This is a genomic window from Sphingomonas oligophenolica (assembly GCF_006438955.1).
GTDB classification, from domain to species: domain Bacteria; phylum Pseudomonadota; class Alphaproteobacteria; order Sphingomonadales; family Sphingomonadaceae; genus Sphingomonas; species Sphingomonas oligophenolica_A.
On sequence record NZ_RCZK01000003.1, the window covers coordinates 232,148 to 257,254 of the forward strand.

Genomic DNA, 25,107 nt, shown 5'->3' on the forward strand with positions numbered 1-25,107 from the left:
CATGCAGCGTCTTGCATATTGCGCTATGGCGATTCTCAAGGCGCAAAAGGTTTCGCGCCCGGGGGTCCGCGTTCGTCGTCCGGCGCGTGGGGTTTCGACGGGATGGATTGCGGGCGAACCGGGAAGACGAACAGGGTTATGGGTTTTGATAAAGGTGGCCGCGGAAATCGTGGCGGGCGCGGTCGCGACAAGCGTGACAATTTCGGTGGCGACGAATTCGGCGGCGGCGGAAGCAGTTTCGGCGGCGGTGATCGCGGCGGCTTCGGTGGCGGTGGCGGTGGCGGCGGCTTTGGTGGCGGCGATCGTGGCGGCTTCGGCGGCGGCGGCAGCAGCTTCGGGGGCGGCGGTGATCGCGGCGGCTTCGGTGGCGGCGGTGGCGGCGGTGGCTTCCGCAGTGGCGGCGGCGGCGGCGGCGGCTTCAGTGGCGGCGGTGGCGGCGGTGGCCGCGGCATGCCCCCCCAGGTGGTCGGCGAAGGCACCGGCATCGTCAAATTCTTCAACGGGCAAAAGGGCTTCGGCTTCGTCGTGCGCGATGATGGCGGCGAGGACGTGTTCGTGCATATCTCGGCGGTCGAACAGGCGGGGCTCACGGGTCTCGCCGAGGGTCAGCCCCTGGGCTTCACGCTCGTCGATCGCGGTGGCCGGATCTCCGCGACCGACCTCAAGATCGACGGCGAGCCGATGGCGGTCACCGATCGCGGTCCGCCGCGCGAGCGTGAAGAGCGCGGCGGCGGCGGCGGCGGCGGCAATGCCGGTGGCCCACAGCGCGAGCTGACGGGCGAGAAGGCGACGGGCACGGTCAAGTTCTTCAACGCGATGAAGGGTTTCGGCTTCATTCAGCGCGACGATGGACAGCCCGATGCGTTCGTCCACATCTCGGCGGTCGAACGCGCGGGGATGCAGACGCTCAACGAGGGTGACCGGCTCGAATTCGAGCTCGAGGTCGATCGGCGCGGCAAATATGCGGCGGTCAACCTGCAGGGCGCGTCGTCGTAACGACCGACTCGTAAAGCGCGGGTTCACCCGCGATCATCGAACGAACGGCCCGCCCGGCATCGTCCCGGCGGGCCGTTTGCGTCTTGGCGTGGACGGCGAGCCGTTTGCGGATGGCGCCGATGGCGAACAGCGAAGGATGAGCGGATGACGAAGCGCGGATGGGGATGGCTGACGGCGGGGCTGGCATTGTTGCCCGCCGCGGCGATGATCCCGCGCGCGCAGCAGGCTACGCCCGCGATCACATCTGCTCCCGCGCCCACGCCAGCCACGACGCCCGCGCCGGTCCCGTTGCTGACCGCGCGCGTCGTCCACCGCTATCCGCACGATCCTGCCGCCTTCACCGAAGGGCTGATCTGGCACGACGGCGCGCTCTACGAGAGCGTCGGGCTGGAGGGACGGTCGGAGGTGCGCCGCGTCCGGCTCGCCGATGGCATGGTCGAACGCCGCGCGACGATTCCCGCGAGCCAGTTCGGCGAAGGGCTGGCGGCATGGGGCGACCAGCTCGTCAGCCTGACGTGGCACGATGGCGTCGCGCACCGCTGGAGCGCCGCGACGCTGACACCGGTGGGGACCGCGCGTTATACCGGCGAAGGCTGGGGGCTGACCGCCGACGCGACCTCGCTGATCCGTTCCGACGGCAGCGCGACGCTGACCTTCCACGATCCCGCGACGCTGGCGGTGCGTCGCCGCGTGAATGTCACCGTCGGTGGCCGCGCGCTGACCGAGGTCAACGAACTCGAATGGGTCGACGGCGCGATCCTCGCCAATGTCTGGCACCAGCCATTCCTGATCCGGGTCGACCCCGCCGACGGTCATGTCACCGCGGTGATCGACCTCAGGCCGATCGTCGCCGAGGTGAAGGCGCGCGACCCCGAGGCAGTCGCCAACGGGATCGCATGGGACGCCAAAGGGCGACGGCTGTTCGTGACGGGCAAGCTGTGGCCGATGCTGTTCGAGATCGCGATCGAGGGGTGAGCGATCAATAACGGGAGAGTCTGATCGACCCGCCCTCAGCGCCGACAGGCTCAGCACGAACGGGTTATGGTGGTGCGATCAACTATGATCGCGCCCTACACGCCGACGACCTTGGTGATCGGTGATCGTCTCAGTCACTCACGATGCACGAGTTTAATCGTTTTTGTCGTTCTGTGTAACCGTGTAGAACGACCGGGACTTTCGCATTTTCAGGAGAACAGAGATGGATGCTCACACCAGCGGCGATCCCCTGGGCAATGGTTGCCCGATGAAGAACGAGGCGGCGGTGCGCTCGCTGCTCGGGCGGACCAACCGCGATTGGTGGCCCAACCAGATGTCGATCGACATCCTCCACCAGAACGGCCTGACCGGCGACCCGATGGGCGACGATTTCGACTATGCCGAGGCGTTTCAGACGCTCGACCTCGCCGCGGTGAAGCAGGATCTGACCGCGCTGATGACCGACAGCCAGCCGTGGTGGCCGGCCGATTACGGGCATTACGGCCCGTTCTTCATCCGCATGGCGTGGCATTCGGCGGGTACGTATCGCACCGGTGACGGGCGCGGCGGCGCGTCGTCGGGGTCGCAGCGGTTCGCGCCGCTGAATTCCTGGCCGGACAACGGCAACCTCGACAAGGCACGCCGCCTGTTGTGGCCGATCAAGCAGAAATACGGCCGCAAGCTGAGCTGGGCGGACCTGATGATCCTGGCGGGCAACGTCGCGATCGAATCGATGGGTGGCCCGGTGTTCGGCTTCGGCGGCGGTCGCGCCGACGTGTTCGAGCCCGAAAAGGACATTTATTGGGGCACCGAGGAGGAATGGCTAGGCGATACCCGGATCGACGAAGAGCAGGAGAAGGTGCTCGAGAACCCGCTCGCGGCGATCCAGATGGGGCTGATCTACGTCAATCCCGAAGGGCCGGGCGGCAACCCCGATCCGCTGGGATCGGGGCGTGACATCCGCGAGACGTTCGCGCGGATGGGGATGAACGACGAGGAGACCGCCGCGCTGACCGCGGGTGGCCATACTTTCGGCAAGGCGCATGGCGCGGGCGACGCGAATCTCGTCGGGGTCGAGCCCGAGGGCGGCGATATCGCGGCGCAGGGCTTTGGCTGGATGTCGACGCACGAGACCGGGATTGGCGACCACACCATCACCAGCGGGATCGAGGGCGCGTGGACGCCGACGCCGATCACGTGGGACATGACCTATTTCGACAACCTGCTCGATCACGACTATGAAATCGTGACGAGCCCGGCGGGCGCCAAGCAGTGGCAGCCGGTCGGCAATCCGGCAGAAACCCAGGCACCCAAGGCGCACACGCCCGGCGTCAAGGTGCCGACGATGATGACCACCGCCGACATGGCGATGAAGAAGGACCCCGCCTACTTCGCAATCATGCAGCGGTTCCGCGCGAACCCCGATCAGTTCGCGGATGCGTTCGCGCGCGCATGGTTCAAGCTGTGCCACCGCGACATGGGCCCCAAGGCGCGCTACCTTGGCCCCGACGTTCCCGCCGAAGACCTGATCTGGCAGGATCCGATCCCCGCCGCCGATTATGACATGATCGACGCGGACGACATCGCGACGCTGAAGCAGGCGATCACCGATTCGGGGCTGTCGGTCGCCGAACTGGTGACGACCGCCTGGGCATCGGCGGCGACCTATCGCGGGTCGGACCATCGCGGCGGCGCCAATGGCGGGCGCATCCGGCTGGCGCCGCAGAAGGATTGGGAGGTCAACCAGCCCGACCAGCTTGCCAAGGTGCTCAAGACGTATGAGGGCATCAAGGCGGACTTCGACGGCAAGAGCGGTTCCACGCAGGTGTCGATCGCCGACCTGATCGTGCTCGGCGGTTGCGTCGGGGTCGCGAAGGCGGCGAAGGATGCGGGTCATGCGGTCGACGTGCCGTTCACCCCGGGCCGGACCGACGCGAGCGCCGAACAGACCGACGCCGAAGGATTCGAGGTGCTCGAACCCAAGGCCGACGGATTCCGCAACTATCTGCAGGTCAGCTTCAGCGTGCCGACCGAGGAACTGCTGCTCGACCGTGCGCAGTTGCTGCGGCTGAGCGCGCCCGAGATGACGGTGCTGGTCGGTGGTCTGCGCGTGCTCGGCGCGACCCACGGCGGGTCCCAGCACGGCGTGCTGACCAAGCGTCCGGGACAGCTCACCAACGACTTCTTCGTCAACCTGATGGATATGGGCACCGCGTGGAAGGAAGTCGACGAGAGCGGCGATGAGGAATATGTCGGCACCGATCGCGCGACCCACGAACACAAGTGGACCGCGACGCGCACCGACCTGGTGTTCGGATCGAATTCGCAGTTGCGCGCGATTTCGGAAGTCTATGCGTCGAACGACGCGGGCAACAAGTTCGTCCGCGATTTCGTGTCGGCGTGGATCAAGGTGATGGACGCGGATCGGTTCGACCTGGCGGCATAAGCCGCTCACCCGATCGGTTCGATGAGATCGGCCCCTCGCGGTAACGCGGGGGGCCGGTTTCATGTCAGCGTGGCACGCGGCGATGGTGACGGGAGCGAACCGGTCGATCGGGCGTTTGGCCTTCACATGACCATCACACCCCGCACTATCGTCGCCGGAGCCGCGCTTGCCGCCGCGCTGGCATCTCTCACCGCCTCGCCCGCGCTGGGCGCTCAATCGACCCCGAATGCGGCGGTTGCGCCATCGCCGATCGACGCCGCCGCGCTGAAGTCCGCCGCGTCGGAGTCGGCGACGCAGGCATTCTACCAGCGCAACGGGTGGCGGCCAGTGTGGACCACCGACGCGGCGCAGGCGTTTGATGCGGCACTTGCCGATCGCGCGCAGCACGGGCTCGACAAGGTCGAGTTCCTCCAGAATCCCGACAGCCAGAACAAGGCCGTGCAGGAAGTCGCGCGCACCGGGGCCGCGCTGCGCTATGCCTCGGCGCTGGCCAAGGGCGTGGTCGACCCCTCGACGCTGCACGACGTCTATACCATCCCGCGCCCCGGCCCCGATCTGATCGGCGGGCTCACGAAGGCGGTGGCGGAGGGGAATCTCGGGGCGTGGTTCGCGAGCCTCGTCCCGCAGGATGGTGATTATGCCGCGCTGTCGAGCGCGTACCGCCGTTATGCGGAGCAATCGGGCGGTGGCACTGCAGCGATCGCGGATAACGGGCTGATCCATATCGGCGACCGCGACCCGCGCGTTCCCGCGATCGTCCAGCAGTTGCGCGGCGGCGGTTATTATTCGACCGCCGGTGGCTCGACGGGGCAGGGCGCGAGTGCTCCCGCGACTGGCGGCGCTGCGTCCGGGAACCAGTATACCGCGCGGATCGCCACCGCGATGAAGCAGCTTCAGCGCGATTATGGGATCCGGGCGGATGGCGTCGTCGGCCCCGATACGCTTACCGTGCTGAACCTGAGGCCGGGCGACCGCGCCCGCGCGCTCGCGGTGGCGATGGAACGGCTGCGCTGGCTGCGTCGGGCCCCGCCCGCGACTCGGATCGACGTCAACACCGCGGCGGCGAGCCTGAACTATTATCGCGACGGCACGCTGGTCGACACCCGCAAGGTGATCGTCGGGCAGCCGGGCCGGGAAACCCCGTCGTTGCTGGCGCCGATCTATCGCTTGGTCGCCAACCCGACCTGGACGGTCCCGAAGTCGATCGAGAAGGCGGAGATGGCGCACGTCGGGGCGAGCTATCTCAAGAGCCACAATATGGTCCGCCGCGGTGGCTATATCGTCCAGCTGTCGGGGCCGACCAACGCGCTCGGGCTGGTGAAGTTCGACATGAAGGACGATCAGGCGATCTATCTCCACGATACCGAAGCGCCATCGCTGTTCGATCGCAGCCAGCGGCAGCTCAGCCACGGCTGCGTCCGGGTGTACGATGCGCTCGGCTTCGCGCAGATGATCGCGGCGGACGAGGGCGTCACCGAGGCCTGGGACAAGGCGCACGCGGGCAGCGACCAGAGCTTCGTCGCGCTGCCGCACGAAATTCCGGTGCGGTTGCTCTACCACAATGTGTTCGTCGATGCGGGGGGCGACATCGCGTTCCGCACCGATCCCTATGGCTGGAACGCGCCGATCGCCAAGGCGCTCGGGTTTCGCGATACGTCGAATGCGCGCGCGCACGCAGACGCGATCGACCTGGGGCCGTAGGAATGGCCGTGGCACCACCGCATGGGAGTTTGAGAGCATGACCCGCCTGACCATCGATTTCGTCTCCGACGTCGTCTGCCCGTGGTGCGTGATCGGGCTGCGCGGGCTCGAGATCGCGCTCGACCGGATCGACGATGTCGAGGCGGATATCCGGCTCCATCCGTTCGAACTCAATCCCGCGATGGGGCCTGAGGGGCAGGACATCGGCGAACATATCGCCGAGAAATATGGTGCGACGCCGCAGCAATCGGCGGCCAACCGCGACGCGATCCGGCAGCGCGCGGCGGAAGTGGGCTTCACGATGAGCGCCGCGCCGGGTGGGCGGATCTACAACAGCTTTGACGCGCACCGGTTGCTCGATTGGGCCGGGGAACAGGGTAAGGCGCTCGCGTTGAAGCACGCGCTCTTCACCACCTATTTCACCGAGCGGCGCGACATCGGCGATCACGCGGTGCTGGTCGACGCGGCGCAGGTCGCGGGGCTCGATGCCGACGCGGCGCGGGAAATCCTGTCCAGCGATGCGCATGGCGACCGCGTCCGCGAGGAAGAAGCGCGCTGGCGGCGCGAGGGCGTCACCGCGGTGCCGACAATCGTGATCGACGACCGCTATATGATCTCGGGCGGGCAGCCCGCCGACGCGTTCGAACGCGCGCTCCGCCAGATCGCCGCCGAGGTCGAAGCGCGCGCCCCGGCCTGAGCGTGATGACATGCGATCGATCAACTCCCAACCGTTCGCCCTGAGCTTGTCGAAGGGCGTGAGTCTCACCGTGCTTCGACAGGCTCAGCACGAACGGGTCGGTGAACGTGTCCGCGCGCTACGATGAGCGCGTAAGGTTGGCGCTTCCCCCGATTGCCGATAAGCCTCCGCGTCAAACGGGGAGGGGGACGATGAGCGCCACGATCGATGATACCGCGCGGAGGCGCCACGGGCGGCTGTTTTCGATCATCGGCGGGTCGGCGGGCAATCTCGTCGAATGGTATGATTTCTACGCCTATGCCGCGTTCGCGATCTATTTCGCGCGGGTGTTCTTCCCCGCGGGCGACCGGACCTCGGCGCTGCTCGGCACCGCGGCGATCTTCGCGGTCGGGTTCTTCATGCGGCCGCTCGGCGCGTGGATCATGGGCATCTATGGCGATCGGCATGGGCGCAAGGCGGGGCTGACGCTGTCGCTGGTGCTGATGGCGGGCGGGTCGCTGATGGTCGCGGTCGCGCCGACCCACGCGATGGCAGGGGTAGGGGCGCCCGCGATGCTGCTGGTCGCGCGGATGCTGCAGGGGCTGAGCGTCGGCGGCGAATATGGGGCCAGCGCGACCTATCTGTCGGAAATGGCGACCGACCGGAACCGGGGTTTCTGGGCGAGTTTTCAATATGTCACGCTGATCGGGGGCCAGTTGTGCGCGCTGCTCGTCGCGTTGTTGCTGGGTGCGGTGCTCAGCGAAGCGCAGCTCCAGGCGTGGGGGTGGCGGATCCCGTTCGCGCTCGGCGCGGTGCTCGCGCTCGGCGTCTATCTGATCCGGCGGCGGCTCGACGAGACCGACGCGTTTCGCGCGATGCCCGCGGATCGGCCCGCATCCTCGCTCGGCAGGCTGTGGCGCGAACACCCGCGCGAATTCCTGCTGGTCGTCGTCATCAGCGCGGGCGGCGGGCTCGGCTTCTATGCGTACACGACGTACATGCAGAAGTTCCTGGTCAACACCACCGGCTTCGCGCGCGACACCGCGACCCAGATCATGACCGCGGCGCTGGTCGTCTACATGCTCGCGCAGCCCGCGTTCGGCGCGCTGTCCGACCGGGTCGGGCGCAAGCCGCTGCTGCTGTTCTTCGGGATTGGCGGGATGATCGCGACGATTCCCGCCTTCTCGCTGCTCAGCCATGCCGGCTCGCCGCTCGTGGCATTCGCGGCGATCGTCGGGCTGCTGATGCTGTTGTCGGGCTACACCGCGATCAGCGGGCTGATCAAGGCGGAGCTGTTCCCCTCGCACATCCGCAATCTGGGGGTGGCATTCCCCTATGCGATCGGCAACGCGCTGTTCGGCGGGACCGCCGAATATGCCGCGCTGTTCGCCAAATCGCGGGGGTATGAGAGCGGCTTCTACTGGTATGTCGCGGTGATGCTCGCGATCACCAGTTATGCCTTCTGGCGGCTCCCCGAAACCCGGTCGAGTGCGCTGGTCGGGCGCTGATTTTGCGCCTAGTCTGGCGACATAAAAGATAACGGGGACGGACCAATCGATGCGTAACGACGTGACCGCGGTAATCGCGATGCTGCTGGCTGCCCCCGCGACCGCGCAGACCGCACCGCCGCAACAGACCGAGAAGCCCGCACAATCGCAGGCTCCCGAAAACCAGGTGCTCAACCCCGATCAGCGCGTCACGGGATCGTTGCCGCTGCCGACTCCCGCGCCGACGCCGACCCCCGCCGCGGCGAAGAAGCCCGACAAATGGAACGTCGAGGCGCCGCGCGGCCTCACCACGCACACCGTGCCGATCGCGGTCGACGAGGGGACGTGGATGAACGTCGACGTCGCACGAGACGGGCAGCGAATCGCGTTCGACCTGCTCGGCGACATCTACACGATGCCGATCGCGGGCGGGACGCCGCGCCGGATCGCAGCTGGGCTGAGCTACGAACACCAGCCGCGCTTTTCCCCCGACGGCAGGCGGATCGCGTTCGTCTCCGATCGCGCAGGGGGCGACAATATCTGGATCATGAACGTCGACGGCAGCGACAAGCGCCAGCTGACCAAGGAGGATTTTCGCCTCCTCAACCAGCCGAGCTGGAGCCCCGACGGGCGGTTTATCGTCGCCAAGAAGCATTTCACGACCGGGCGGTCATTGGGCACCGGCGAGGTGTGGTTATACTCGGTCGCGGGCGGCGGCGGGGTGCCGCTCGTCAAGAAGCCCGACGAGGTATTCCAGAAAGAACTCGGCGAGCCGATCTACGCCGCCGACGGCAAATCGGTGTTCTTCACCAAGAACGTCACCCCCGGCCCAATCTTCGAATATGCGCAGAACAGCTATACCGACCTGTTCGACATCCTGCGCTACGACATGGACACCGGCGAGACGACGACCGCGGTGTCGGGGGCAGGCGGGTCGGTCCGCCCGACGCCCTCGCCCGACGGCAAGCGGATCGCGTTCGTCCGGCGCGAGGCGGGCCGCTCGAAGCTCTACGTCAAGGATATGGCGAGCGGCGAGGAGCGCAAGATCTACGACGCGCTCGACCAGGACGTCCAGGAAACCTGGGCGGTCACCGGGGTCTATCCCAACATGGCGTGGACCCCCGACAATCGCAGCGTCGTGTTCTGGGCGGGCGGCAAGATCCGCCGCGCGAACGCCGATGGCGCCGAGTCCAGCGTGATCCCGTTTGCGGTCAACGACGAGCGTGTCGTGATCGATGCGACCCACCCGCAGGTCGCGGTGTCGCCCGACAGCGTCATTACGAAGATGCCGCGCTGGGCGAGCGTGTCGCCCGACGGGCGCACGGTGGTGTTCGAAACGCTCGGCAAATTGTGGACCAAGCCGGTCGCGGGCGGTGCGCCCAAACGGCTCGTCAGCGGCGACGGCGACGCGTTCGAGATGTGGCCGAGCTGGTCGCGCGACGGCAGCCGGATCGCGTTTATCGGCTGGACCGATGCGGGGCTGGGGCAGGTCCGCACCGTGGCGGCGGGGGGCGGATCGGCGAAGGACGTGACCAGCCTCGCCGGGCATTACAGCTTCCCGCGCTTTGCGCCCGACGGCAAGACGATCGTCTTCCAGCGGACCGAGGGCGGCTTCCTCACCGCGGCGCGCGGCAGCGAAAATCCCGGCATCTACAAGGTCGCAGCCACTGGCGGTACCGCCGGCCTCGTCATCGCCAAGGGCAGCGAGCCGCAATTCGCGACCGCGAGCGACCGCGTGTTCTTCATCGCGACCGAAAAGGGTAAGCGCCAGCTCGTCAGCACCGACATGAGCGGCCAGGCCAAACGCGTCCATGCCTCGGGCGAGCTCGTCAACGATTACCAGGTGTCGCCCGACGGACGCTTCGTCGCGTTCCGCCAGAATTACGAGGCGTTCGTGATGCCGCTGATGCCCGGCGCGCAGGAGGTGAGCGTCGAAACCAAGAAGGGGGCGCTCCCCGTGACCCGCGCGAGCGGCGAGGGCGCGGACTTCATCAACTGGTCGAACGGCGGCGACCGATTGCACTGGTCGCTCGGCCCGACGCTCTACACCGTCGCGACCGACACGCTGTTCCGCGACGCCCCGGTCGCCGACGATGCGCCGAAGTTCGTGCCCCCCGCGACCGGGGTGTCGCTGTCGATGGACGTCGCCGCCGACAAGCCGACCGGGACGATCGCGCTGACCGGCGCGCGGATCGTGACGATGTCCGACACGGCAGGCGGGATCGTCGATGACGGCGTCATCGTCATCCGCGGCGACCGCATCGTCGCGGTCGGCCCGCGCGCGGCGGTGGCGATCCCCGCGGGCGCGAAGACGATCGATGTCGCGGGCAAGACGATCATCCCCGGCCTGGTCGACGCGCACGCGCACGGGCCGCAGGGCGAGGACGACCTCGTCCCGCAACAGAATTGGGTATCGCTGCTCAACCTGGCGATGGGGGCGACGACGATCCACGATCCCTCCGCGCGCGCCGCCGAAATCTTCGTCGCGTCGGAAATGCAGCGCGCGGGCAAGATTGTCGCGCCCCGCATCTTCTCGACCGGGGAGATCATCTACGGCGCGAAATCGCCCGATGTGTATGCGGAGATCGACAGTTATGAGGACGCGCTCGCCGATGTCCGCCGCCTCAAGGCGGAGGGCGCGCATAGCGTCAAGAACTACAACCAGCCGCGCCGCGAACAGCGCCAGATGGTCGTCGCTGCCGCGCAGGCGGAGGGGATGGAGGTCGTGCCCGAGGGCGGATCCTTGTACCAGATGGACATCAGCCTGATCCAGGACGGCAATTCGACGCTCGAACATAATCTGCCGGTCGAGCATTTCTACAAGGACGTGGTCGATCTGTGGACGCAGACCAAGACCAACTACACGCCGACGCTCGTCGTGACGTACGGCGGGCTCGCGGGCGATCCGTATTGGCGCCAGCACATGGACGTGTGGAAGCACCCGATCGTCTCGAAATACGAGCCGCCGGCGATGCTGCTCGCGCAGAACGCACGGCGGACGATGGCGCCCGAGGATGCGTTCGTCGACGACGAGAGCGCACGCGAGGCCAAGAAGCTCGCCGACAAGGGCGTCCAGGTGTCGATCGGCGCGCACGGCCAGCAATCGGGGCTGGGCCCGCATTGGGAGATGTGGAGTTTCGTGCGTGGTGGCTGGTCGCCGGTCGAGGCGCTGCGGGCGGGGACGATCATGCCCGCGACCTCATTGGGCTATGCCAAGGACGTCGGCTCGCTCGAAGTCGGCAAGCTCGCCGATCTGGTCGTGCTCAACGCCGATCCGACCGTCGACATCCGCAATTCGGACAAGATCGAGTCGGTCATGCTCGGCGGGCGGCTCTATGATTCGGCGACGATGAACGAGGTCGCGACCGGCACCCGCAAGACCGCGCCGTTGTGGTGGCAGCAGGCGGGCAACGGCCTCGGCGGGATGCCCGCGGTGGAGAGTGCGACCGGCGGGGATTGACGCCGTCGTGCGCTACGAATCAAACAGCATCACCGCGGCGGGGCGTTTCGCGGCGGGGATGGCGCGGCGTTCCTTGACGAAACCGGCGCGCGCATAGGCGCGGCGCGCGCGGTAGTTGCCGATCGCGGGGTCGATCGCGACGATCGGCACGCCGCGGCCGCGCAGATGCTGCGCGAGCAGCCGGACATAGGCGCTGCCATGCCCCATCCCGATCATCGCGGGATCGCCGATGAAGGTGTCGATCGCGCGGGTGCCGCGGGGCAGGTGCGCGAACTGCGGCGAAGGCCAGGTATGGACCGCATAATGCTGCGCGAAGGCGAACGGCGTGCCGTGATGCGCGACGATCAGCATCGCCATCGCGGGTTCGTCGAGATCCTCGGTCAGCAACCCCGCCTCGCGTTCGGGTTCGCCCCACCAGCGCCGCGCGCCGGGCGTGTCGAGCCAGCGCCTGACCATCGGCAGGTCCGCGCGGATCATCGCGCGGAAGCTGTAGCGGTCACCTAAGATCGCGCGCGACCTTGGGATCGCGCAGCAAGCCGTCGATGTGGCTGCCCTCGTCGAAGCTGTCGTCGGCAAGGAATTTCAGCTTCGCGGCATATTTGTTCTGGACGCGGCCCGCGACCTCGCGCTGGAGGTAGGCGGTGTTGGTCCTGAGCGCCTTCAGCACCGTCGCCTCGTCCTTGCCGAGCAGCGGCTTCACGAACACCGTGGCGTGGCGCAGATCGGGCGACATCCGCACCTCTGTGACCGAGACCATGTGTTTCGCGAGCGTTTCGTCATGCACGTCGCCGCGCGCGAGGATTTCGGACAGCACGTGACGCACCTGTTCGCCGACGCGCAGCGTGCGGACCGACTTTTCCTGGGGTTCCTTGTTCATTTCATCCTCCAATCCCTCTCCCCCTGTGGGAGAGGGAGGGAGCCGACCCGGAGTCGGCGGAAGGGTGAGGGGGAGTAAGGGGGTCGCAACGTCCCCCTCACCCTTCCCACTCGCTAACGCGAGCGGACCCCTTCCCTCTCCCACAAGGGGAGAGGGAGATTCCTACAGCGTGCGTTCGCGCATCTCGACTTCGAAGGTTTCGAGATAATCCCCGGCCTTGATGTCGGTGAAGTTCTGCGTGAACGTGACACCGCATTCGAGCCCGGTGCGGACCTCGGCGACATCATCCTTGAAGCGACGCAGCGACGCGATTTCGCCCTGGTAGATGATGACATCGTCGCGGGTGATGCGCGCCTTGAGCGCCTTGCGGATGACGCCTTCGGTGACGAGGATACCCGCCGCCTTGCCGTGCTTGCCCGCGGAGAACACGTCCTTGATCTCGGCGCGGCCGACGACGGTTTCGAACGCTTCGGGGCCGAGTTCGCCCGCCATCCCGGCGCGGATCTCGTCGATCAGGTCGTAGATGACATCGTAATATTTCAACGCCACCTTGTGCCGATCGGCGATCTCGCGCGCCTTGGCGTTGGCGCGGACGTTGAAGCCGATGATCGGCGCGCCGCTGGCACCCGCCAGCGTCACGTCGCTCTCGGTGATCCCGCCGACGCCCGAATGAAGCACGCGCGCGCGGATGAGATCGGTCGAGATCTTGTTGATCGACGCGACGATCGCCTCGACCGTCCCTTGGGTATCCGCCTTGACGACGAGCGGATATTCGATCGCCTGCTTGTCCTTGAGCGCGGAGAACATCGTCTCCAGGCTGGCGGGCGCGGTCGTGGTGCGCTTTTCGAGCAGCACGCCCTGGCGATATTCGGCGACCTCGCGCGCACGGCCCTCGTTCTCGACGACCTGCATCGGATCGCCCGCCGACGGCACGCCCGACAGGCCGAGCACCTCGACCGGCATCGACGGACCGGCTTCCTTGACCTGGCGACCCTTGTCGTCGACCAGCGCGCGGACCTTGCCGCTTTCGGCGCCGACGACGAACACGTCGCCGACCTTCAGCGTGCCGCGGTTGATCAGGACGGTCGCGACCGGGCCACGGCCCTTGTCGAGCTTCGCCTCGATCACGGTGCCTTCGGCGGCGCGATCGGGGTTGGCCTTCAGTTCGAGCAGTTCGGCCTGAAGCTGGATCTTTTCGATCAGCGTATCGAGCCCGGTTTTCTTGAGCGCCGAGACCTCGACGTCCTGGACGTCGCCGCCCATGCCCTCGACCACGACGTCTTCGCTGAGCAGGCGTTCGCGGATCTTCTTTGCGTTGGCCTCGTGCTTGTCGATCTTGTTGATCGCGACGATCATCGGGACGCCCGCGGCCTTGGTGTGCGCGATCGCCTCGATCGTCTGCGGCATCAGCCCGTCGTCGGCGGCGACGACCAGCACGACGATGTCGGTGACGTCGGCACCACGCGCGCGCATCTGCGTGAACGCTTCATGCCCAGGCGTATCGAGGAAGGTGACCTGGCTCTTGTCCTTGAGCGTCACCTGATACGCGCCGATGTGCTGAGTGATGCCACCCGCTTCGCCGCGCACCACGTCGGTGCCGCGCAATGCATCGAGCAGGCTGGTCTTGCCGTGATCGACATGGCCCATGATCGTGACCACCGGCGCCCGCGGCTTGAGCGATTCGGGCGAATCGTCGGTGGTGTCGAGCACCAGGTCGATGTCGCTGTCGCTGACGCGGACGATATTGTGGCCGAATTCGGTGACCAGCAATTCGGCGGTATCCTGGTCGATCGTCTGGTTGACGGTAACCGGCATTCCCATCTTGAACAGCGTCTTGACAAGGTCCGCGCCCTTTTCCGCCATGCGGTTGGCGAGTTCCTGGACGGTGATCGTGTCGGGGACCTGGACGTCGCGGACCTGTTTGATCTGCGGTTCGCGCGGACCGCCATAGGACCGCTTTTCCTTTTCACGCGCACGCTTCAGCGCGGCGAGGCTGCGCGAGCGCGCGCCATCGTCGCCGAGCGCGCGGTTGACGGTCAGCTTGCCGCCGCGCCGTTCGTCGCCCTTGCGGTCGCGCGGTTGCGCCCGGCTGGCAGGCGCGTTGTTGCGCGGGGTCGCGACGCCGCTGGGCAGCGCACGATCCCTGGACCCCGCCGCACCCGCCGCGACGGGTTGCGCCGCGGGTTCGGGCGCAGGCTTGGGTTGCGGCTTGGGAATATCGGGACGCGCGACCGGCGAGAAGCGGCGCGGCGCGGGCATCGAGGGATCGAGACCGAGGCCTGCGAGCGGTGCGGGCTCAGGCGCTGGCACTGGCTCGGGGGCAGCCGTTGCCACCGGTTCCGCGGCCTTGCCGACCTCGGGCTCGGGCGTCGCAGCCTTGGGCGCAACCGATTCGGGCTTGGCGGGCGCGGGGGCGGCAGCGGCAGGCTCTGCCTTGGCGGGCGCCTTGGCGGCTTCCTCCTCGGCGCGCTTGTTCTCGTCGGCGCGGCGGCGTTCCTCGTCCGCGCTGGCGGCGCGTTCGGCGTCCTGACGACGGCGCGCGTCTTCCTGCGCGTTCATCCGCTGCTCTTCGGCTTCGCGCAACAGCTTGGTCTGGCGTTCCTGCGCCGACAGATTGTCGGTGGGCGCGCGCGGCGTCGGCGCGGGCGCGGGGGCCTTGGCCTCGACCGGGGCGGGCGTCGGTTCGGGCGCGACCTCGGCGGCAGCAGGCGCAGCGTCACCCGGGCGCAGCACGCGGCGACGCTTGGTCTCCACGATCACCGTGTTCGAGCGGCCGTGGCTGAAGCTCTGCTTCACCTGGCCGGTCTCGACCGTGCGCTTCAGCCCGAGGGGCGCGCGCATGCCAAGCTTCGGCTTCTCGTTGTCGGTCTCGCTCACTCAAGTTCCTCGTATTCGTCTGTGCCCATGGGGGCCGTGTCGGGGCCGGACGATTCCGGCGCGGATGAACCTCGCGAGGGGGATTCGCGGGGCACGCAGGGCAGGTCAGGTCCGATAAAATGCAGCCAGCGAGCGAGCGCCTTGCTCACCCGCTCCGCTGCAGCGCGGTCGGTCAGACCGATATGTACCACATTCTCGCGGCCTAGCGCCAACGACAATATGGGTCGCGGGATCGGCAGTGCCAAGCCCCTGAGGTCGGACCCCTCGCGATCCGACCCGACGCGCCATGCCTGGTCGAGTTTGCGGTTGCCGTCGACCGCCGCATCGGCGGCGTGATAGAGCGCGGCGAGCTGCCCCGATCGCGCCGCGGCGGCGATCTTGTCCGACCCGGTCAGCAGCGTGCCGCTTTTCGATTCGAGGCCGAGCCGATCCATCGCGTTGCGGTGGAGCGCGGTCTCGATCAGCGTCGGCAGGTCGTCGGGAATCGTGAAGGGCTCCCCCTTGAACGCGCGCGCCAACGCTCCGCGCAAGCGCTTCTTGGCGATTGCGGCTTCGAGTTCGGTGCGGGTCACCCCGATCCACGCGCCGCGCCCGGGGGCCTTGGCGCGGACGTCGGGCCACACCTGACCGTCGGGCGCGAGCGCGAGCCGCACGAGATGATCGCGCGCCTCGCGGTCGCGGGTCAGGATGCACGAGCGGATGGGGTCGCCCCCATCGCGGTCGGTTACCGTCAGCGCCTCATCGGTCGGGTGCCGCATGCGCGTCCTCCCGACTTCCCGGCGCATCGCGGTCGGCGATCAGTTGGCCGCCCGCGGCGTAGTTTTCGGTCGAGACTTCCTCGATCACGATCTGCACCGCCGCCGGATTCTTGCCCAGCCGATCGACGAGCGAGCGCGTGACGTCCGCGACGACGGCGGCCTTCTGGTCCTTCGTCGCGGACCCCGAGATGCGGATCGAGACGAACGGCATCAGGCTTCGTCGCCCTCCGCGGTTTCGGTCTCGCTGGTGTCGGCAGGCTCGGCGGCATCGGACGGCGCGGCGGCGGGTTCTTCGTCGAACCAGTGCGCGCGCGCGGCCATGATGATCTCGTTGCCCTGTTCGTCGCTGAGACCATAATCGCTGAGGATGCCACCCTTGGGCTCGGGGCGCTTGGGGGCGTCCTCGTTGCGGCGGCGCGGTTCGACGCGCTTCTTCTCGACCAGTTCGTCGGTCGCGAGATCGGCGAGATCGTCGAGCGTCTTGATCCCCGCCTTGCCGAGCGTCACCAGCATCGCCTCGGTGATGTACGGCATGTCGGCGAGCGCATCCTCGACGCCCATCGCCTGGCGTTCTTCGCGCGCGACGGCTTCGCGGCGGTCGAGCGCTTCCTGCGCGCGGCTCTGGAGCTCCTGGCCCAGATCCTCGTCGAAGCCTTCGATTCCCGCGATCTCGTTGAGTTCGACATAGGCGACCTCTTCGAGGCTGCCGAAGCCTTCGGCGACGAGCAGCTGCGCGAGCGTCTCGTCGACGTCGAGCTCGCCCTGGAACAATTCGGTGTTGGTCGTGAATTCCTTCTGGCGCTTTTCGGACGCGTCCTGTTCGGTCAGGATGTCGATCGCCTTGCCGGTGAGCTGGCTGGCGAGGCGGACGTTCTGGCCGCGGCGACCGATCGCGAGCGACAGCTGGTCATCGGGAACGACGACCTCGATCCGGTCCTCTTCCTCGTCGATCACGACGCGGCTGACCGATGCGGGCTGCAACGCGTTGACGACGAAAGTCGCGGTGTCTTCGGACCACGGGATGATGTCGATCTTCTCGCCCTGCATTTCCTGGACGACCGCCTGAACGCGGCTGCCCTTCATGCCGACGCACGCGCCGACCGGGTCGATCGACGAATCGCGGCTGATCACGCCGATCTTCGCGCGGCTGCCGGGATCGCGGGCGGCGGCCATGATCGTGATGATGCCGTCGTAGATTTCGGGGACTTCCTGCGCGAACAGCTTTTTCATGAAATCGGGGTGCGCGCGGCTGAGGAAGATCTGCGGGCCGCGGTTTTCGCGGACGACCTTCAGGATCAGGCTGCGGATGCGATCGTTGACGCGGACGACTTCGCGCGGGATCTGCGCGTCGCGGCGGATGACGCCTTCGGCGCGGCCGAGGTCGACGACGACGTGGCCGAATTCGACGCGCTTGACGACGCCGGTGATGATCTCACCTGCGCGGTCCTTATATTCCTCATACTGGCGCTCGCGCTCGGCATCGCGGACCTTCTGGAAGATCACCTGCTTGGCGGCTTGCGCGGCGATCCGCCCGAATTCGATCGGGGGCAGCGGATCGACGATATAGTCGCCGATCGCGGCACCCGGCTGGAGTTTTTCGGCACCCTTGACGTCGACCTGCTTGAAATAATCGTCGACCGCCTCGACCACCTCGACGACGCGCCACAGGCGCAGATCGCCGGTGGTGGGATCGAGCTTGGCGCGGATGTCGTTTTCGGCGCCGTAGCGCGATTTGGCGGCGCGCTGGATCGCGTCCTCCATCGCCTCGATCACGATCGCCTTGTCGATCATTTTTTCGGTCGCGACCGCATTGGCGATCGCGATCAGTTCCGCGCGGTTGGCGGTGGCGACGCCAGCGGAGGCGGGGCCGGAAGCGGCGGGGGTGGCCATCAGTTCAGTTCCTCAATGGGCGTCTCGTCGGACGCATCGTTGTCGTCAATATCGTCGAATTCGTCGGCGCCGTCGCTCGGCGCCGCTTGATAGAATACCTCGTCGGCTTCAGCCGACGAGAGGGGGGCGGTGGCGGCGAGCAACCGGTCGGTGATCGTCAACTTGGCGTCCTGAATCTGCACGAACGACACCGTCATCGCGTGATGCCCGCGGACATCGATCGTCACCGCGTCGCCCTCAGTTCCGACCCCGACTCCGACGATGTCGCCGGTCAGGATCTTGCGACCCTCGATCGGCTCGACGAGCTTGACCCGGACTTCGTGGCTCGCCCAGTCGCCATAGTCGGCAAGGCGGGTCAGGGGGCGATCGATGCCGGGCGAGCTCACCTCGAGCCGGTACGCCGCCTCGATCGGGTCCTGCTCGTCGAACAGGTCGGAGATGCGGCGCGACAGTTCGGCGCAATCGTCGATCGTCAGCTGGCGGGTGTCGGGGCGTTCGGCCATCACCTGGAGCGTGGGATCGGATTTGCCGCCGATCATCTTGACGCGCACAAGGTCGAAGCCGAGGCTGCGTGCCTCGGGCTCGATCAATTGCGTCAATGCGGCGATGTCCGCCATGGGGTGCTCCGGATATAGGTGGCTAGATACAGGTGGCCAGATACAGGTGGAAGGCGCCGCGGAGCTGAGCCCCGCGACTTCTTTCACCTGACGATGTAAGAGTTCGAGGATGATATACGCGCAGCCGTCGCGCGGCGCAAGGCGGCAACCGCGCGCCATCCGGGGCGTTGGTCTTGACACATCCAGGAGTCTCCCATGAATCGCGTCCTTCTGATCGCCACGCTGCTCGTCGGCACCGCGTGCACCGCGCAAACCAACCCCGCGTCCCCGAACGCGCAACAGCCCGGCGCCGCAGCGGAAACGCCGACGATGCCGCAGCCGCCGGGCGCGACCGACGCGGTACCGAACAATGCGCCCAAGGCGACGGTGGCGAACGTGCCCGCGACGACGGGCCGCGCCAACCTGGCCGACAGCAAGCCACCGTTTGCGATCACGACGCTGGGGACATTCGATTCGCCGTTCGCGATGGCGTTCCTGCCCGACGGACGGCTGCTCGTCACCGAGAAGGGCGGCACGCTGAAGCTGCGCGAAACCGATGGCGGCATCGTCGGCGTTGCGGGTGTGCCGGCGGTCGAGACCGGCGGGCAGGGCGGGTTGCTCGATGTCGCGGTCGCGCCCGATGTTGCAGACAGCGGCGTGGTGTATCTGAGCTACGCCGAATCCGGCGCGGGCGGCCCGGCGTTGGCGCTGGCCAAGGGCAGGCTGGTGTCGAAACCGGTCACCTGCGTGCGCGCGCCCTGTTATCCGGTGGTATCACTCGAGGGCGTGCAGGTGATCTGGCGGTCGGGATCGAACGGGCCGGGCGGGCAGTTCGGATCGGTCATCGCGTTCGCGCCCGATGGCAAATCGCTGTTCCTGACCTCGGGCGAACGCCAGCGCTTCACGCCCGCGCAGGACCCCGGGCAGGCGCTCGGCAAGATCGTCCACCTGACGCTCGACGGCAAGGCCGCGGCGGACAACCCGGCCTACGCCAGGGGTGGTGTCGAGGCGATGACGTGGTCGAGCGGGCATCGCAACCCGTACGGGCTGGTCTTCACGCGTGACGGGCGGCTGTGGGAAGAGGAGATGGGGCCGAAGGGCGGCGACGAACTCAACCTGATCGAACCGGCCAAGAATTACGGCTGGCCGATCGTTTCGAACGGTGACAATTATTCGGGCCAGCCGATCCCCGACCAGCCGAGCCGCCCCGATCTCGCCGAACCGGTGCTATGGTGGAATCCGGTGATCTCGCCGGGTGGGATGATCGAATATACCGGCGCAATGTTCCCCGAGTACAAGGGTTCGCTGTTGATCGGCGCGCTCTCTGCCAAGGCGCTGATCCGGGTCGCGCTCGACGGCGCGAAGGCGACCGCGGTCGACCAATGGGCCATGGGCGCGCGCATCCGCGATGTCGCGCAGGCGCCCGATGGCGCGATCTGGGTGCTCGAGGATGGTGGCCGCGGGTCGAACGGGGCGTTGTTGCGGTTGGCGAAGCCGTGATTAATCCTCCCCCGCCAGGGGGAGGTGGGCCGCGTAGCGGGTCGGAGGGGGAGGGAACGACCAACCATCGTTGGGGGTCCTCCCCCTCCGTCAGCCAGACGGCTGCCACCTCCCCCTGGCGGGGGAGGATTGCAATCAGTCCCGGACGATCAGATAGTTCATCCTTGCCGCCGAGATCGGCTTGGCGGGGTCGTCCTGCCAGGCGGTGGCGACGACGTTGGCGACGCGGTTGCCGAGCCGGGTGATCGTCCCCGAGGCGTAGGTGGTCTTGTCGCGCCCGCCGCGCATGAAATCGATCGTGACGTTGATCGGCTTGATCCGCGCCGCGCCGCCGCCTTCATCGCCGCCTTCATTGTCGCCTTCGCCTTCCAGCGCATACTGGAGCGCGGCGATCGCGGCGACCTCCAGCAACCCGGAGATCGCGCCGCCCTGAAGGAAGCCGGGGCGCCCGACCACGTCGTCGTGGAACGGCATGACCAGGATCGGTGCGCCGTCGGCGTCGCGCTCGACCTCGGCCTTCAGCACATCGGCGTAGGGGGGCAGCTTCATCGCTCGGTTCCCGGGTACGCGCCCTGCGGCAGCATGAAGGTCGCGGCGACGTTAGCGATCGGATCGGCGGGGTCGCCGTCGTGCGCCAAGCCGCGCGTGAACGCGATCGAGCGCGTCACGCGCAGACATTCGGCGCGGCCGATCACGGTGCGGCCCGGCGTCGCGGGGCGCAGATAATCGATCCTGAGGTCGAGCGTCGCGTGCGGCACGAACGCGTCGACGCGTCGCCACACCGCCAGGCTGGTCGTCATGTCCATCAACGCGATGATCGGGCCGGACGCGAGCACACCGCTCGCCGGATCGCCGATCAGGTCTTCCGAATAGGGCAGCGCCATCTCGACCCACGTCGCCTCATGCGCGTGAAGGCGAATGCCCAGCCGTCCGCCATGCCCCCAGGTGCCGCGCGCCATGAACCGATCGAGATCGAAACCACTCATCCGGCGCTCTCCTACACGCCGAACGCGGTAGCGTAACGTGCCTTGCTTGGGTTAGCGTGACGCCGAGCAGGAGAGAACCATGACCGACCGCGTCACCATCACCGTCACCGACCAGATCGCCGACGTCCGCCTGACCCGCGCGGACAAGATGAACGCGCTCGACCCCGCGATGTTCGCCGCGATCGGCGCGGCGATCGATTCGCTTGCGCGCCGCACCGACGTGCGCTGCGTCGTGCTGTCGGGCGAGGGGCGCGCGTTCTGCGCGGGGCTCGACATGGCGAGCATGGCAGGGGGTGGTTCGGGGACCGGGCGCGAGCGCAACGACCAGGGCAGCATCCTGCCGCAGCACGTCACCTGGGGCTGGCGCAACCTGCCGATGCCGGTGATCGCCGCGGTCCATGGCGTCGCGTTCGGTGGGGGTTTCCAGATCATGTCGGGGGCGGACATCCGGATCTGCGCGCCGGACAGCCGGTTCGCGATCCGCGAGACCTATTGGGGGCTCGTCCCCGATATGGCGGGGTTCCCGATCTGGCGCGGGCTGGTGCGCGACGACGTGCTGCGCGAACTGGTCTATACCGCGCGCGAATTCGATGCGGGGGAAGCGTTCGTCCACGGTTTCGTGACGCGCATCGCCGACGATCCGCATGCCGCGGCGATGGACCTCGCGCGGGCGATCGCGGCGCGCAATCCGCACGCGATCCGTGGCGCGAAGCGGCTCTGCAACATGGCGCACGACGCCGATCCGCGTGCGATGCTGGAGGCGGAAACGACCGAGCAGATCAAGGTGATCGGCCAGCCCAACATGATGGAGGCGGTGGCCGCCAACATGGCCAAGCGCGAGGCGGTGTTTGTGGATTGAGGCGGCACCCCCCCCCGTCATGCCGGGCTGGTCCCGGCATCCAGAGCCAAACAGCGCAATACTCGTGACCCTGGACCCCGGGACAAGCCCGGGGTGACGAAGGCTACTCCACCCAGTCGAGCCCGATGTCGCGATAGGTCTCGCGGTCCTCGTCCCAGCCCGGCTTTACCTTGACGTGGAGGTAGAGGTGGACGGGCTTGCCCATGATCCCCGCCAGTTCCGCGCGGGCGCGCGCGCCGATCTCGCGAATTCGGGCGCCGCCCTTGCCGAGCACGATCGCGCGCTGGGTCGGGCGCTCGACCAGGATCTGCTGGTGGATTTCGACCGATCCGTCGTCGCGCTCGGCATAGGTTTCGGTCTCGATCGTGCTCGCATAGGGGAGTTCGGCGTGGAGCTGGAGATAGAGTTGTTCGCGGGTCACCTCGGCGGCGAGGCTGCGCTCGCTGGCGTCGGAGACCTGATCCTCGGGATAATGCCACGGTCCTTCGGGCATCGCGGCGGCAAACGCGGTCTTGAGTTCGGCCACGCCATCCCCGGTGCCGGCGCTGACGAAAAACGTCTCGGTGAATGGCAGCAACGCGTTCAGCCGCTCGGCGTGGAGCAGCAGCTTGGGCTTGTCGGCGACATCGACCTTGTTGAGGATCAGATAGGTGGGCTCGGGACGCCCGACGAGGCTCTCGATGATCGCGGTCACCTTGGCTCCGACCCCGCCCTTGCCATCGACGACGAGCGCGAGGACGTCGGCGCCCTCCGCCCCGCCCCAGGCGGCGGCGACCATCGCGCGATCGAGCCGCCGCTTGGGCTCGAAAATCCCCGGCGTATCGACCAGCAACAGCTGCGTCTGGTCCTCGATCGCCACCCCCATTAACCGCGCGCGCGTCGTCTGAGCCTTGGGGCTGACGATCGCGACCTTCTGCCCGACGAGCGCATTGACGAGCGTCGACTTGCCCGCATTCGGCGCGCCGACGATGGCGACGAGGCCGCAGGATTGGGTCATGATCGTTGGTCTTTCGGAGCAAGGGAATCAGGCTCAGCCCGAACGGTCGGGGATGAACGCACCACCTCCGTTCGCCCTGAGCTTGTCGAAGGGCATTGTCGATTCCTCGCCAATAGGCTGAGCCGATCCCAATCGCCATCGATCAATGCCTGTTTCTTGGCACGCGACCAGCCCTTGATCCGGCGTTCTGATTCCAGCGATTCCATTCGCGAGGGAAATTCCTGGCACCAGACAAGGGTTACTGGCCGACGTTTGCGGGTGTGCGCGCACCCGATCCCCAGGTGATGAGCGCCAATGCGCGTTTCCAGATTGTCGGTGTGACCGGTGTAGAAGCTGTCGTCTGCGCAGCGCAGGATGTATGCCCAGAACGACATTGGCCGGAGTTTGCGCGCATCAGCGCCCTTCGACAAGCTCAGGGCGAACGGGGGGAGAGTATCGGCCCTACGTCACTTCGTGGCGAGCTTGTCGACGCACGCTGGGCCGATCAGCCGCCCAGCTTCGCCAGCAACGCTGCCGCGGCCGCGGTCTCGGCTTCCTGTTTGTTGGTGCCGGTCGCGCTCGCTTCGTCTTTGCCGACCGTCACCGTGATCGTGAAGCGCGGCGCGTGGTGCGGCCCCGACCGGTCGGCCACCGCATAGCTCGGCGCGCGGCGGTTGTGCGCGGCGGCCCATTCCTGGAGTTGCGACTTGGGGTGTTGCGGTGCCTTGGCGTCGGCGTGGACGCGGGTTCCCCAGGTGGTGCGGATCAGAGTGCGGGCCGCGTCGAGGCCGGCTTCGCGATACCATGCGCCGATCAGCGCCTCCATCACGTCGCCCAGGACATTGTCGCTGTCGATCGCGCCGTCGTCGCGCGCCTGTTTGCCGAGCCGCAGGTGATCGCGGACGCCGACCTCGCGTGCGACGTCGGCGCACACCGCGCCGGTCACCAGCGCGTTCAGGCGTTTCGACAATTGTCCTTCGGCATCATGGGGAAATACTTCCCACAGCCATTCGGCGATCACCAGCCCGAGCACGCGGTCGCCGAGAAATTCGAGCCGCTCGTAATTCTCGGTACCCTGGCTGCCGTGCGTCAGCGCGCGCGCGAAGGGCGCGGGGTCGGCGGGCGCGCGGCCGAGCAGCCCCGCGAGCCAGTCGTCAAGCGGCTCGCTCAGAATCCCTCCCCGATCCGGTCGAGGCGTGCGGCGCTCACCCACGTCCACGGCTTCAACCATGACGACGATCCGTCGGTCGAGAAGAAGGTGACGACCGCCTTGCCCTCGATCCGTTCCATCGGGATGTAACCCATGCCCTCGGGGTAGGCGAAGCGGCTGTCGGCGCTGTCGTCGCGGTTGTCGCCCATCAGGAACACGTCGCCTGGCGGAACAGTATAGACGTCGGTGTCGTCGGCCTGCGGGATCATCCGCTGGTCGAGCACGTCGTAGCTTTTGCCGCCGGGCAGCGTCTCGCGGAACCGCGGGTAGCGACAGACCGGCTGGCCGTTGGAACCGACGCCCTGGAACGGGGTGTCGCACAGCCGCGCGGGGAAATTCGCGGTCAGCGGCAGCACGAAATCGGCGACGCGTTGCTTGGGGATCGCCTTGCCGTTGAGCCACAGCTGGCCGTGGCGCATCTGGACGGTATCGCCAGGCAGGCCGATCACGCGCTTGATGACGTCGTGATCGTCGTCGCCGGGCGAGCGGAACACCACGACGTCGCCGCGCGCGGGGGTGTGCGGCAGGATGCGACCGGGGATCAGCGGCAGCCCCCAGGGCAGCGACCAGCGCGAATAGCCGTAGTTCCATTTCGACACGAACAGGAAATCGCCGATCAGCAGCCGCGGCAGCATCGATTCGCTGGGGATATAGAAGGACGCGAACACGAAGCTGCGCACGATGAACACGATGATCGCGAGCTTCAGCAGGAAACTCAGCGTCTCGCGGGTTTCGGATTGGGGAGCGCGCTTGGTCCTGGCCATGCGTCGCGGGGTGCCGCGGGGTCGCGTCCGCGTCAAGCGGAGCCTTGCGCCCTACCGACCGTTCCGCGATGGC

At 67.4% G+C, this 25,107-nt stretch carries 22 protein-coding genes; 9 read left to right on the forward strand and 13 right to left on the reverse strand.

Annotated elements, in window-relative coordinates:
* The first annotated feature begins 138 nt into the window (after positions 1 to 138).
* The 7 genes from EAH84_RS16535 (at position 139) to EAH84_RS05900 (ending at position 11,741) form a co-directional block, all read left to right on the forward strand.
* Positions 139 to 996 (forward strand): cold-shock protein, encoded by an 858-nt coding sequence (locus tag EAH84_RS16535; RefSeq protein WP_140869146.1) that lies wholly within the window; start codon positions 139 to 141, stop codon positions 994 to 996.
* 144 nt (positions 997 to 1,140) lie between these two features.
* The gene (locus EAH84_RS05875; RefSeq protein WP_140869149.1) at positions 1,141 to 1,971 is read left to right on the forward strand and encodes a glutaminyl-peptide cyclotransferase; all 831 of its coding nucleotides are present in this window, start codon (positions 1,141 to 1,143) and stop codon (positions 1,969 to 1,971) included.
* Between the two features lie 223 nt (positions 1,972 to 2,194).
* A complete protein-coding gene (gene katG / locus EAH84_RS05880; RefSeq protein WP_140869152.1) occupies positions 2,195 to 4,417 on the forward strand; it encodes a catalase/peroxidase HPI in 2,223 nt (740 codons plus the stop codon).
* Positions 4,418 to 4,543: 126 nt separating this feature from the next.
* A complete protein-coding gene (locus EAH84_RS05885) occupies positions 4,544 to 6,118 on the forward strand; it encodes a L,D-transpeptidase family protein (RefSeq protein WP_140869155.1) in 1,575 nt (524 codons plus the stop codon).
* Between the two features lie 37 nt (positions 6,119 to 6,155).
* Positions 6,156 to 6,815, forward strand: a complete 660-nt coding sequence (locus EAH84_RS05890) for a DsbA family oxidoreductase (protein ID WP_140869158.1) — start codon at positions 6,156 to 6,158, stop codon at positions 6,813 to 6,815.
* A gap of 191 nt (positions 6,816 to 7,006) precedes the next feature.
* Positions 7,007 to 8,302, forward strand: a complete 1,296-nt coding sequence (locus EAH84_RS05895) for an MFS transporter (RefSeq protein ID WP_140869161.1) — start codon at positions 7,007 to 7,009, stop codon at positions 8,300 to 8,302.
* Positions 8,303 to 8,351: 49 nt separating this feature from the next.
* The gene (locus EAH84_RS05900) at positions 8,352 to 11,741 is read left to right on the forward strand and encodes an amidohydrolase family protein (RefSeq protein ID WP_140869164.1); all 3,390 of its coding nucleotides are present in this window, start codon (positions 8,352 to 8,354) and stop codon (positions 11,739 to 11,741) included.
* A 12-nt stretch (positions 11,742 to 11,753) separates the two neighbouring features.
* Here the strand turns inward: EAH84_RS05900 and EAH84_RS05905 are convergent, their stop codons facing one another.
* The 7 genes from EAH84_RS05905 to rimP form a co-directional block, all read right to left on the reverse strand.
* A complete protein-coding gene (locus EAH84_RS05905) occupies positions 11,754 to 12,218 on the reverse strand; it encodes a GNAT family N-acetyltransferase (RefSeq protein ID WP_140869167.1) in 465 nt (154 codons plus the stop codon).
* Positions 12,219 to 12,237: 19 nt separating this feature from the next.
* Positions 12,238 to 12,618 carry a 30S ribosome-binding factor RbfA gene (gene rbfA, locus EAH84_RS05910; RefSeq protein ID WP_140869170.1) on the reverse strand — a complete coding sequence of 127 codons (381 nt, stop codon included), beginning with the start codon at positions 12,616 to 12,618 and terminating at the stop codon, positions 12,238 to 12,240.
* A gap of 162 nt (positions 12,619 to 12,780) precedes the next feature.
* Positions 12,781 to 15,495 (reverse strand): translation initiation factor IF-2, encoded by a 2,715-nt coding sequence (infB, locus tag EAH84_RS05915; protein WP_140869173.1) that lies wholly within the window; start codon positions 15,493 to 15,495, stop codon positions 12,781 to 12,783.
* Positions 15,492 to 16,253: a DUF448 domain-containing protein gene (locus EAH84_RS05920; protein ID WP_140869176.1), complete on the reverse strand. Its 762-nt coding sequence runs from the start codon at positions 16,251 to 16,253 to the stop codon at positions 15,492 to 15,494. Before EAH84_RS05920 ends, infB begins: the two co-directional genes overlap by 4 nt.
* Entirely contained in the window at positions 16,234 to 16,464 is a 231-nt protein-coding gene (locus EAH84_RS05925) for a tautomerase family protein (protein ID WP_140869179.1), read from the reverse strand. The genes EAH84_RS05920 and EAH84_RS05925 overlap by 20 nt, the downstream gene beginning before the upstream one ends.
* Complete coding sequence (gene nusA / locus EAH84_RS05930) at positions 16,464 to 18,143, reverse strand: transcription termination factor NusA (RefSeq protein ID WP_140869181.1); 1,680 nt, start codon at positions 18,141 to 18,143, stop codon at positions 16,464 to 16,466. Before nusA ends, EAH84_RS05925 begins: the two co-directional genes overlap by 1 nt.
* On the reverse strand, positions 18,143 to 18,760 hold the full coding sequence (gene rimP, locus EAH84_RS05935) for a ribosome maturation protein RimP (RefSeq protein WP_140869183.1): 618 nt from the start codon (positions 18,758 to 18,760) through the stop codon (positions 18,143 to 18,145). Before rimP ends, nusA begins: the two co-directional genes overlap by 1 nt.
* Before the next feature lie 195 nt (positions 18,761 to 18,955).
* Between rimP and EAH84_RS05940 the strand changes: the two genes are divergently transcribed.
* Positions 18,956 to 20,239, forward strand: coding sequence for a PQQ-dependent sugar dehydrogenase (locus EAH84_RS05940; RefSeq protein ID WP_140869186.1), 1,284 nt, complete (start codon positions 18,956 to 18,958; stop codon positions 20,237 to 20,239).
* Between the two features lie 135 nt (positions 20,240 to 20,374).
* On the opposite strand, the gene EAH84_RS05945 is transcribed toward EAH84_RS05940, so the two are convergent.
* Entirely contained in the window at positions 20,375 to 20,788 is a 414-nt protein-coding gene (locus EAH84_RS05945; protein WP_140869189.1) for a PaaI family thioesterase, read from the reverse strand.
* The gene (locus EAH84_RS05950; protein ID WP_140869192.1) at positions 20,785 to 21,225 is read right to left on the reverse strand and encodes a PaaI family thioesterase; all 441 of its coding nucleotides are present in this window, start codon (positions 21,223 to 21,225) and stop codon (positions 20,785 to 20,787) included. The genes EAH84_RS05945 and EAH84_RS05950 overlap by 4 nt, the downstream gene beginning before the upstream one ends.
* Before the next feature lie 79 nt (positions 21,226 to 21,304).
* Here EAH84_RS05950 and EAH84_RS05955 point away from each other — a divergent pair, with 79 nt between their 5' ends.
* Positions 21,305 to 22,084 (forward strand): crotonase/enoyl-CoA hydratase family protein, encoded by a 780-nt coding sequence (locus EAH84_RS05955; protein ID WP_140869194.1) that lies wholly within the window; start codon positions 21,305 to 21,307, stop codon positions 22,082 to 22,084.
* 103 nt (positions 22,085 to 22,187) lie between these two features.
* On the opposite strand, the gene era is transcribed toward EAH84_RS05955, so the two are convergent.
* The 4 genes from era to lepB all read right to left on the reverse strand — a co-directional run bounded on the left by era (position 22,188) and on the right by lepB (position 25,034).
* A complete protein-coding gene (era, locus tag EAH84_RS05960; protein ID WP_194150360.1) occupies positions 22,188 to 23,081 on the reverse strand; it encodes a GTPase Era in 894 nt (297 codons plus the stop codon).
* Entirely contained in the window at positions 23,078 to 23,455 is a 378-nt protein-coding gene (locus EAH84_RS05965; RefSeq protein WP_140869200.1) for a GIY-YIG nuclease family protein, read from the reverse strand. The genes era and EAH84_RS05965 overlap by 4 nt, the downstream gene beginning before the upstream one ends.
* A gap of 110 nt (positions 23,456 to 23,565) precedes the next feature.
* The gene (rnc, locus tag EAH84_RS05970; protein WP_140869203.1) at positions 23,566 to 24,291 is read right to left on the reverse strand and encodes a ribonuclease III; all 726 of its coding nucleotides are present in this window, start codon (positions 24,289 to 24,291) and stop codon (positions 23,566 to 23,568) included.
* On the reverse strand, positions 24,228 to 25,034 hold the full coding sequence (gene lepB / locus EAH84_RS05975; RefSeq protein WP_194150361.1) for a signal peptidase I: 807 nt from the start codon (positions 25,032 to 25,034) through the stop codon (positions 24,228 to 24,230). The genes rnc and lepB overlap by 64 nt, the downstream gene beginning before the upstream one ends.
* Positions 25,035 to 25,107: the final 73 nt, after the last annotated feature.

What these genes read in the sequence shown, in the direction of transcription:
- EAH84_RS16535 (WP_140869146.1), top strand. Translation starts at nt 139, where the DNA reads ATGGGTTTTGATAAAGGTGGCCGCGGAAATCGTGGCGGGCGCGGTCGC.
- EAH84_RS05875 (WP_140869149.1), top strand. Translation starts at nt 1,141, where the DNA reads ATGACGAAGCGCGGATGGGGATGGCTGACGGCGGGGCTGGCATTGTTG.
- katG (WP_140869152.1), top strand. Translation starts at nt 2,195, where the DNA reads ATGGATGCTCACACCAGCGGCGATCCCCTGGGCAATGGTTGCCCGATG.
- EAH84_RS05885 (WP_140869155.1), top strand. Translation starts at nt 4,544, where the DNA reads ATGACCATCACACCCCGCACTATCGTCGCCGGAGCCGCGCTTGCCGCC.
- EAH84_RS05890 (WP_140869158.1), top strand. Translation starts at nt 6,156, where the DNA reads ATGACCCGCCTGACCATCGATTTCGTCTCCGACGTCGTCTGCCCGTGG.
- EAH84_RS05895 (WP_140869161.1), top strand. Translation starts at nt 7,007, where the DNA reads ATGAGCGCCACGATCGATGATACCGCGCGGAGGCGCCACGGGCGGCTG.
- EAH84_RS05900 (WP_140869164.1), top strand. Translation starts at nt 8,352, where the DNA reads ATGCGTAACGACGTGACCGCGGTAATCGCGATGCTGCTGGCTGCCCCC.
- EAH84_RS05905 (WP_140869167.1), bottom strand. Translation starts at nt 12,218, where the DNA reads ATGATCCGCGCGGACCTGCCGATGGTCAGGCGCTGGCTCGACACGCCC.
- rbfA (WP_140869170.1), bottom strand. Translation starts at nt 12,618, where the DNA reads ATGAACAAGGAACCCCAGGAAAAGTCGGTCCGCACGCTGCGCGTCGGC.
- EAH84_RS05920 (WP_140869176.1), bottom strand. Translation starts at nt 16,253, where the DNA reads ATGCGGCACCCGACCGATGAGGCGCTGACGGTAACCGACCGCGATGGG.
- EAH84_RS05925 (WP_140869179.1), bottom strand. Translation starts at nt 16,464, where the DNA reads ATGCCGTTCGTCTCGATCCGCATCTCGGGGTCCGCGACGAAGGACCAG.
- nusA (WP_140869181.1), bottom strand. Translation starts at nt 18,143, where the DNA reads ATGGCCACCCCCGCCGCTTCCGGCCCCGCCTCCGCTGGCGTCGCCACC.
- rimP (WP_140869183.1), bottom strand. Translation starts at nt 18,760, where the DNA reads ATGGCGGACATCGCCGCATTGACGCAATTGATCGAGCCCGAGGCACGC.
- EAH84_RS05940 (WP_140869186.1), top strand. Translation starts at nt 18,956, where the DNA reads ATGAATCGCGTCCTTCTGATCGCCACGCTGCTCGTCGGCACCGCGTGC.
- EAH84_RS05945 (WP_140869189.1), bottom strand. Translation starts at nt 20,788, where the DNA reads ATGAAGCTGCCCCCCTACGCCGATGTGCTGAAGGCCGAGGTCGAGCGC.
- EAH84_RS05950 (WP_140869192.1), bottom strand. Translation starts at nt 21,225, where the DNA reads ATGAGTGGTTTCGATCTCGATCGGTTCATGGCGCGCGGCACCTGGGGG.
- EAH84_RS05955 (WP_140869194.1), top strand. Translation starts at nt 21,305, where the DNA reads ATGACCGACCGCGTCACCATCACCGTCACCGACCAGATCGCCGACGTC.
- era (WP_194150360.1), bottom strand. Translation starts at nt 23,081, where the DNA reads ATGACCCAATCCTGCGGCCTCGTCGCCATCGTCGGCGCGCCGAATGCG.
- EAH84_RS05965 (WP_140869200.1), bottom strand. Translation starts at nt 23,455, where the DNA reads ATGTCGTTCTGGGCATACATCCTGCGCTGCGCAGACGACAGCTTCTAC.
- rnc (WP_140869203.1), bottom strand. Translation starts at nt 24,291, where the DNA reads ATGGTTGAAGCCGTGGACGTGGGTGAGCGCCGCACGCCTCGACCGGAT.
- lepB (WP_194150361.1), bottom strand. Translation starts at nt 25,034, where the DNA reads ATGGCCAGGACCAAGCGCGCTCCCCAATCCGAAACCCGCGAGACGCTG.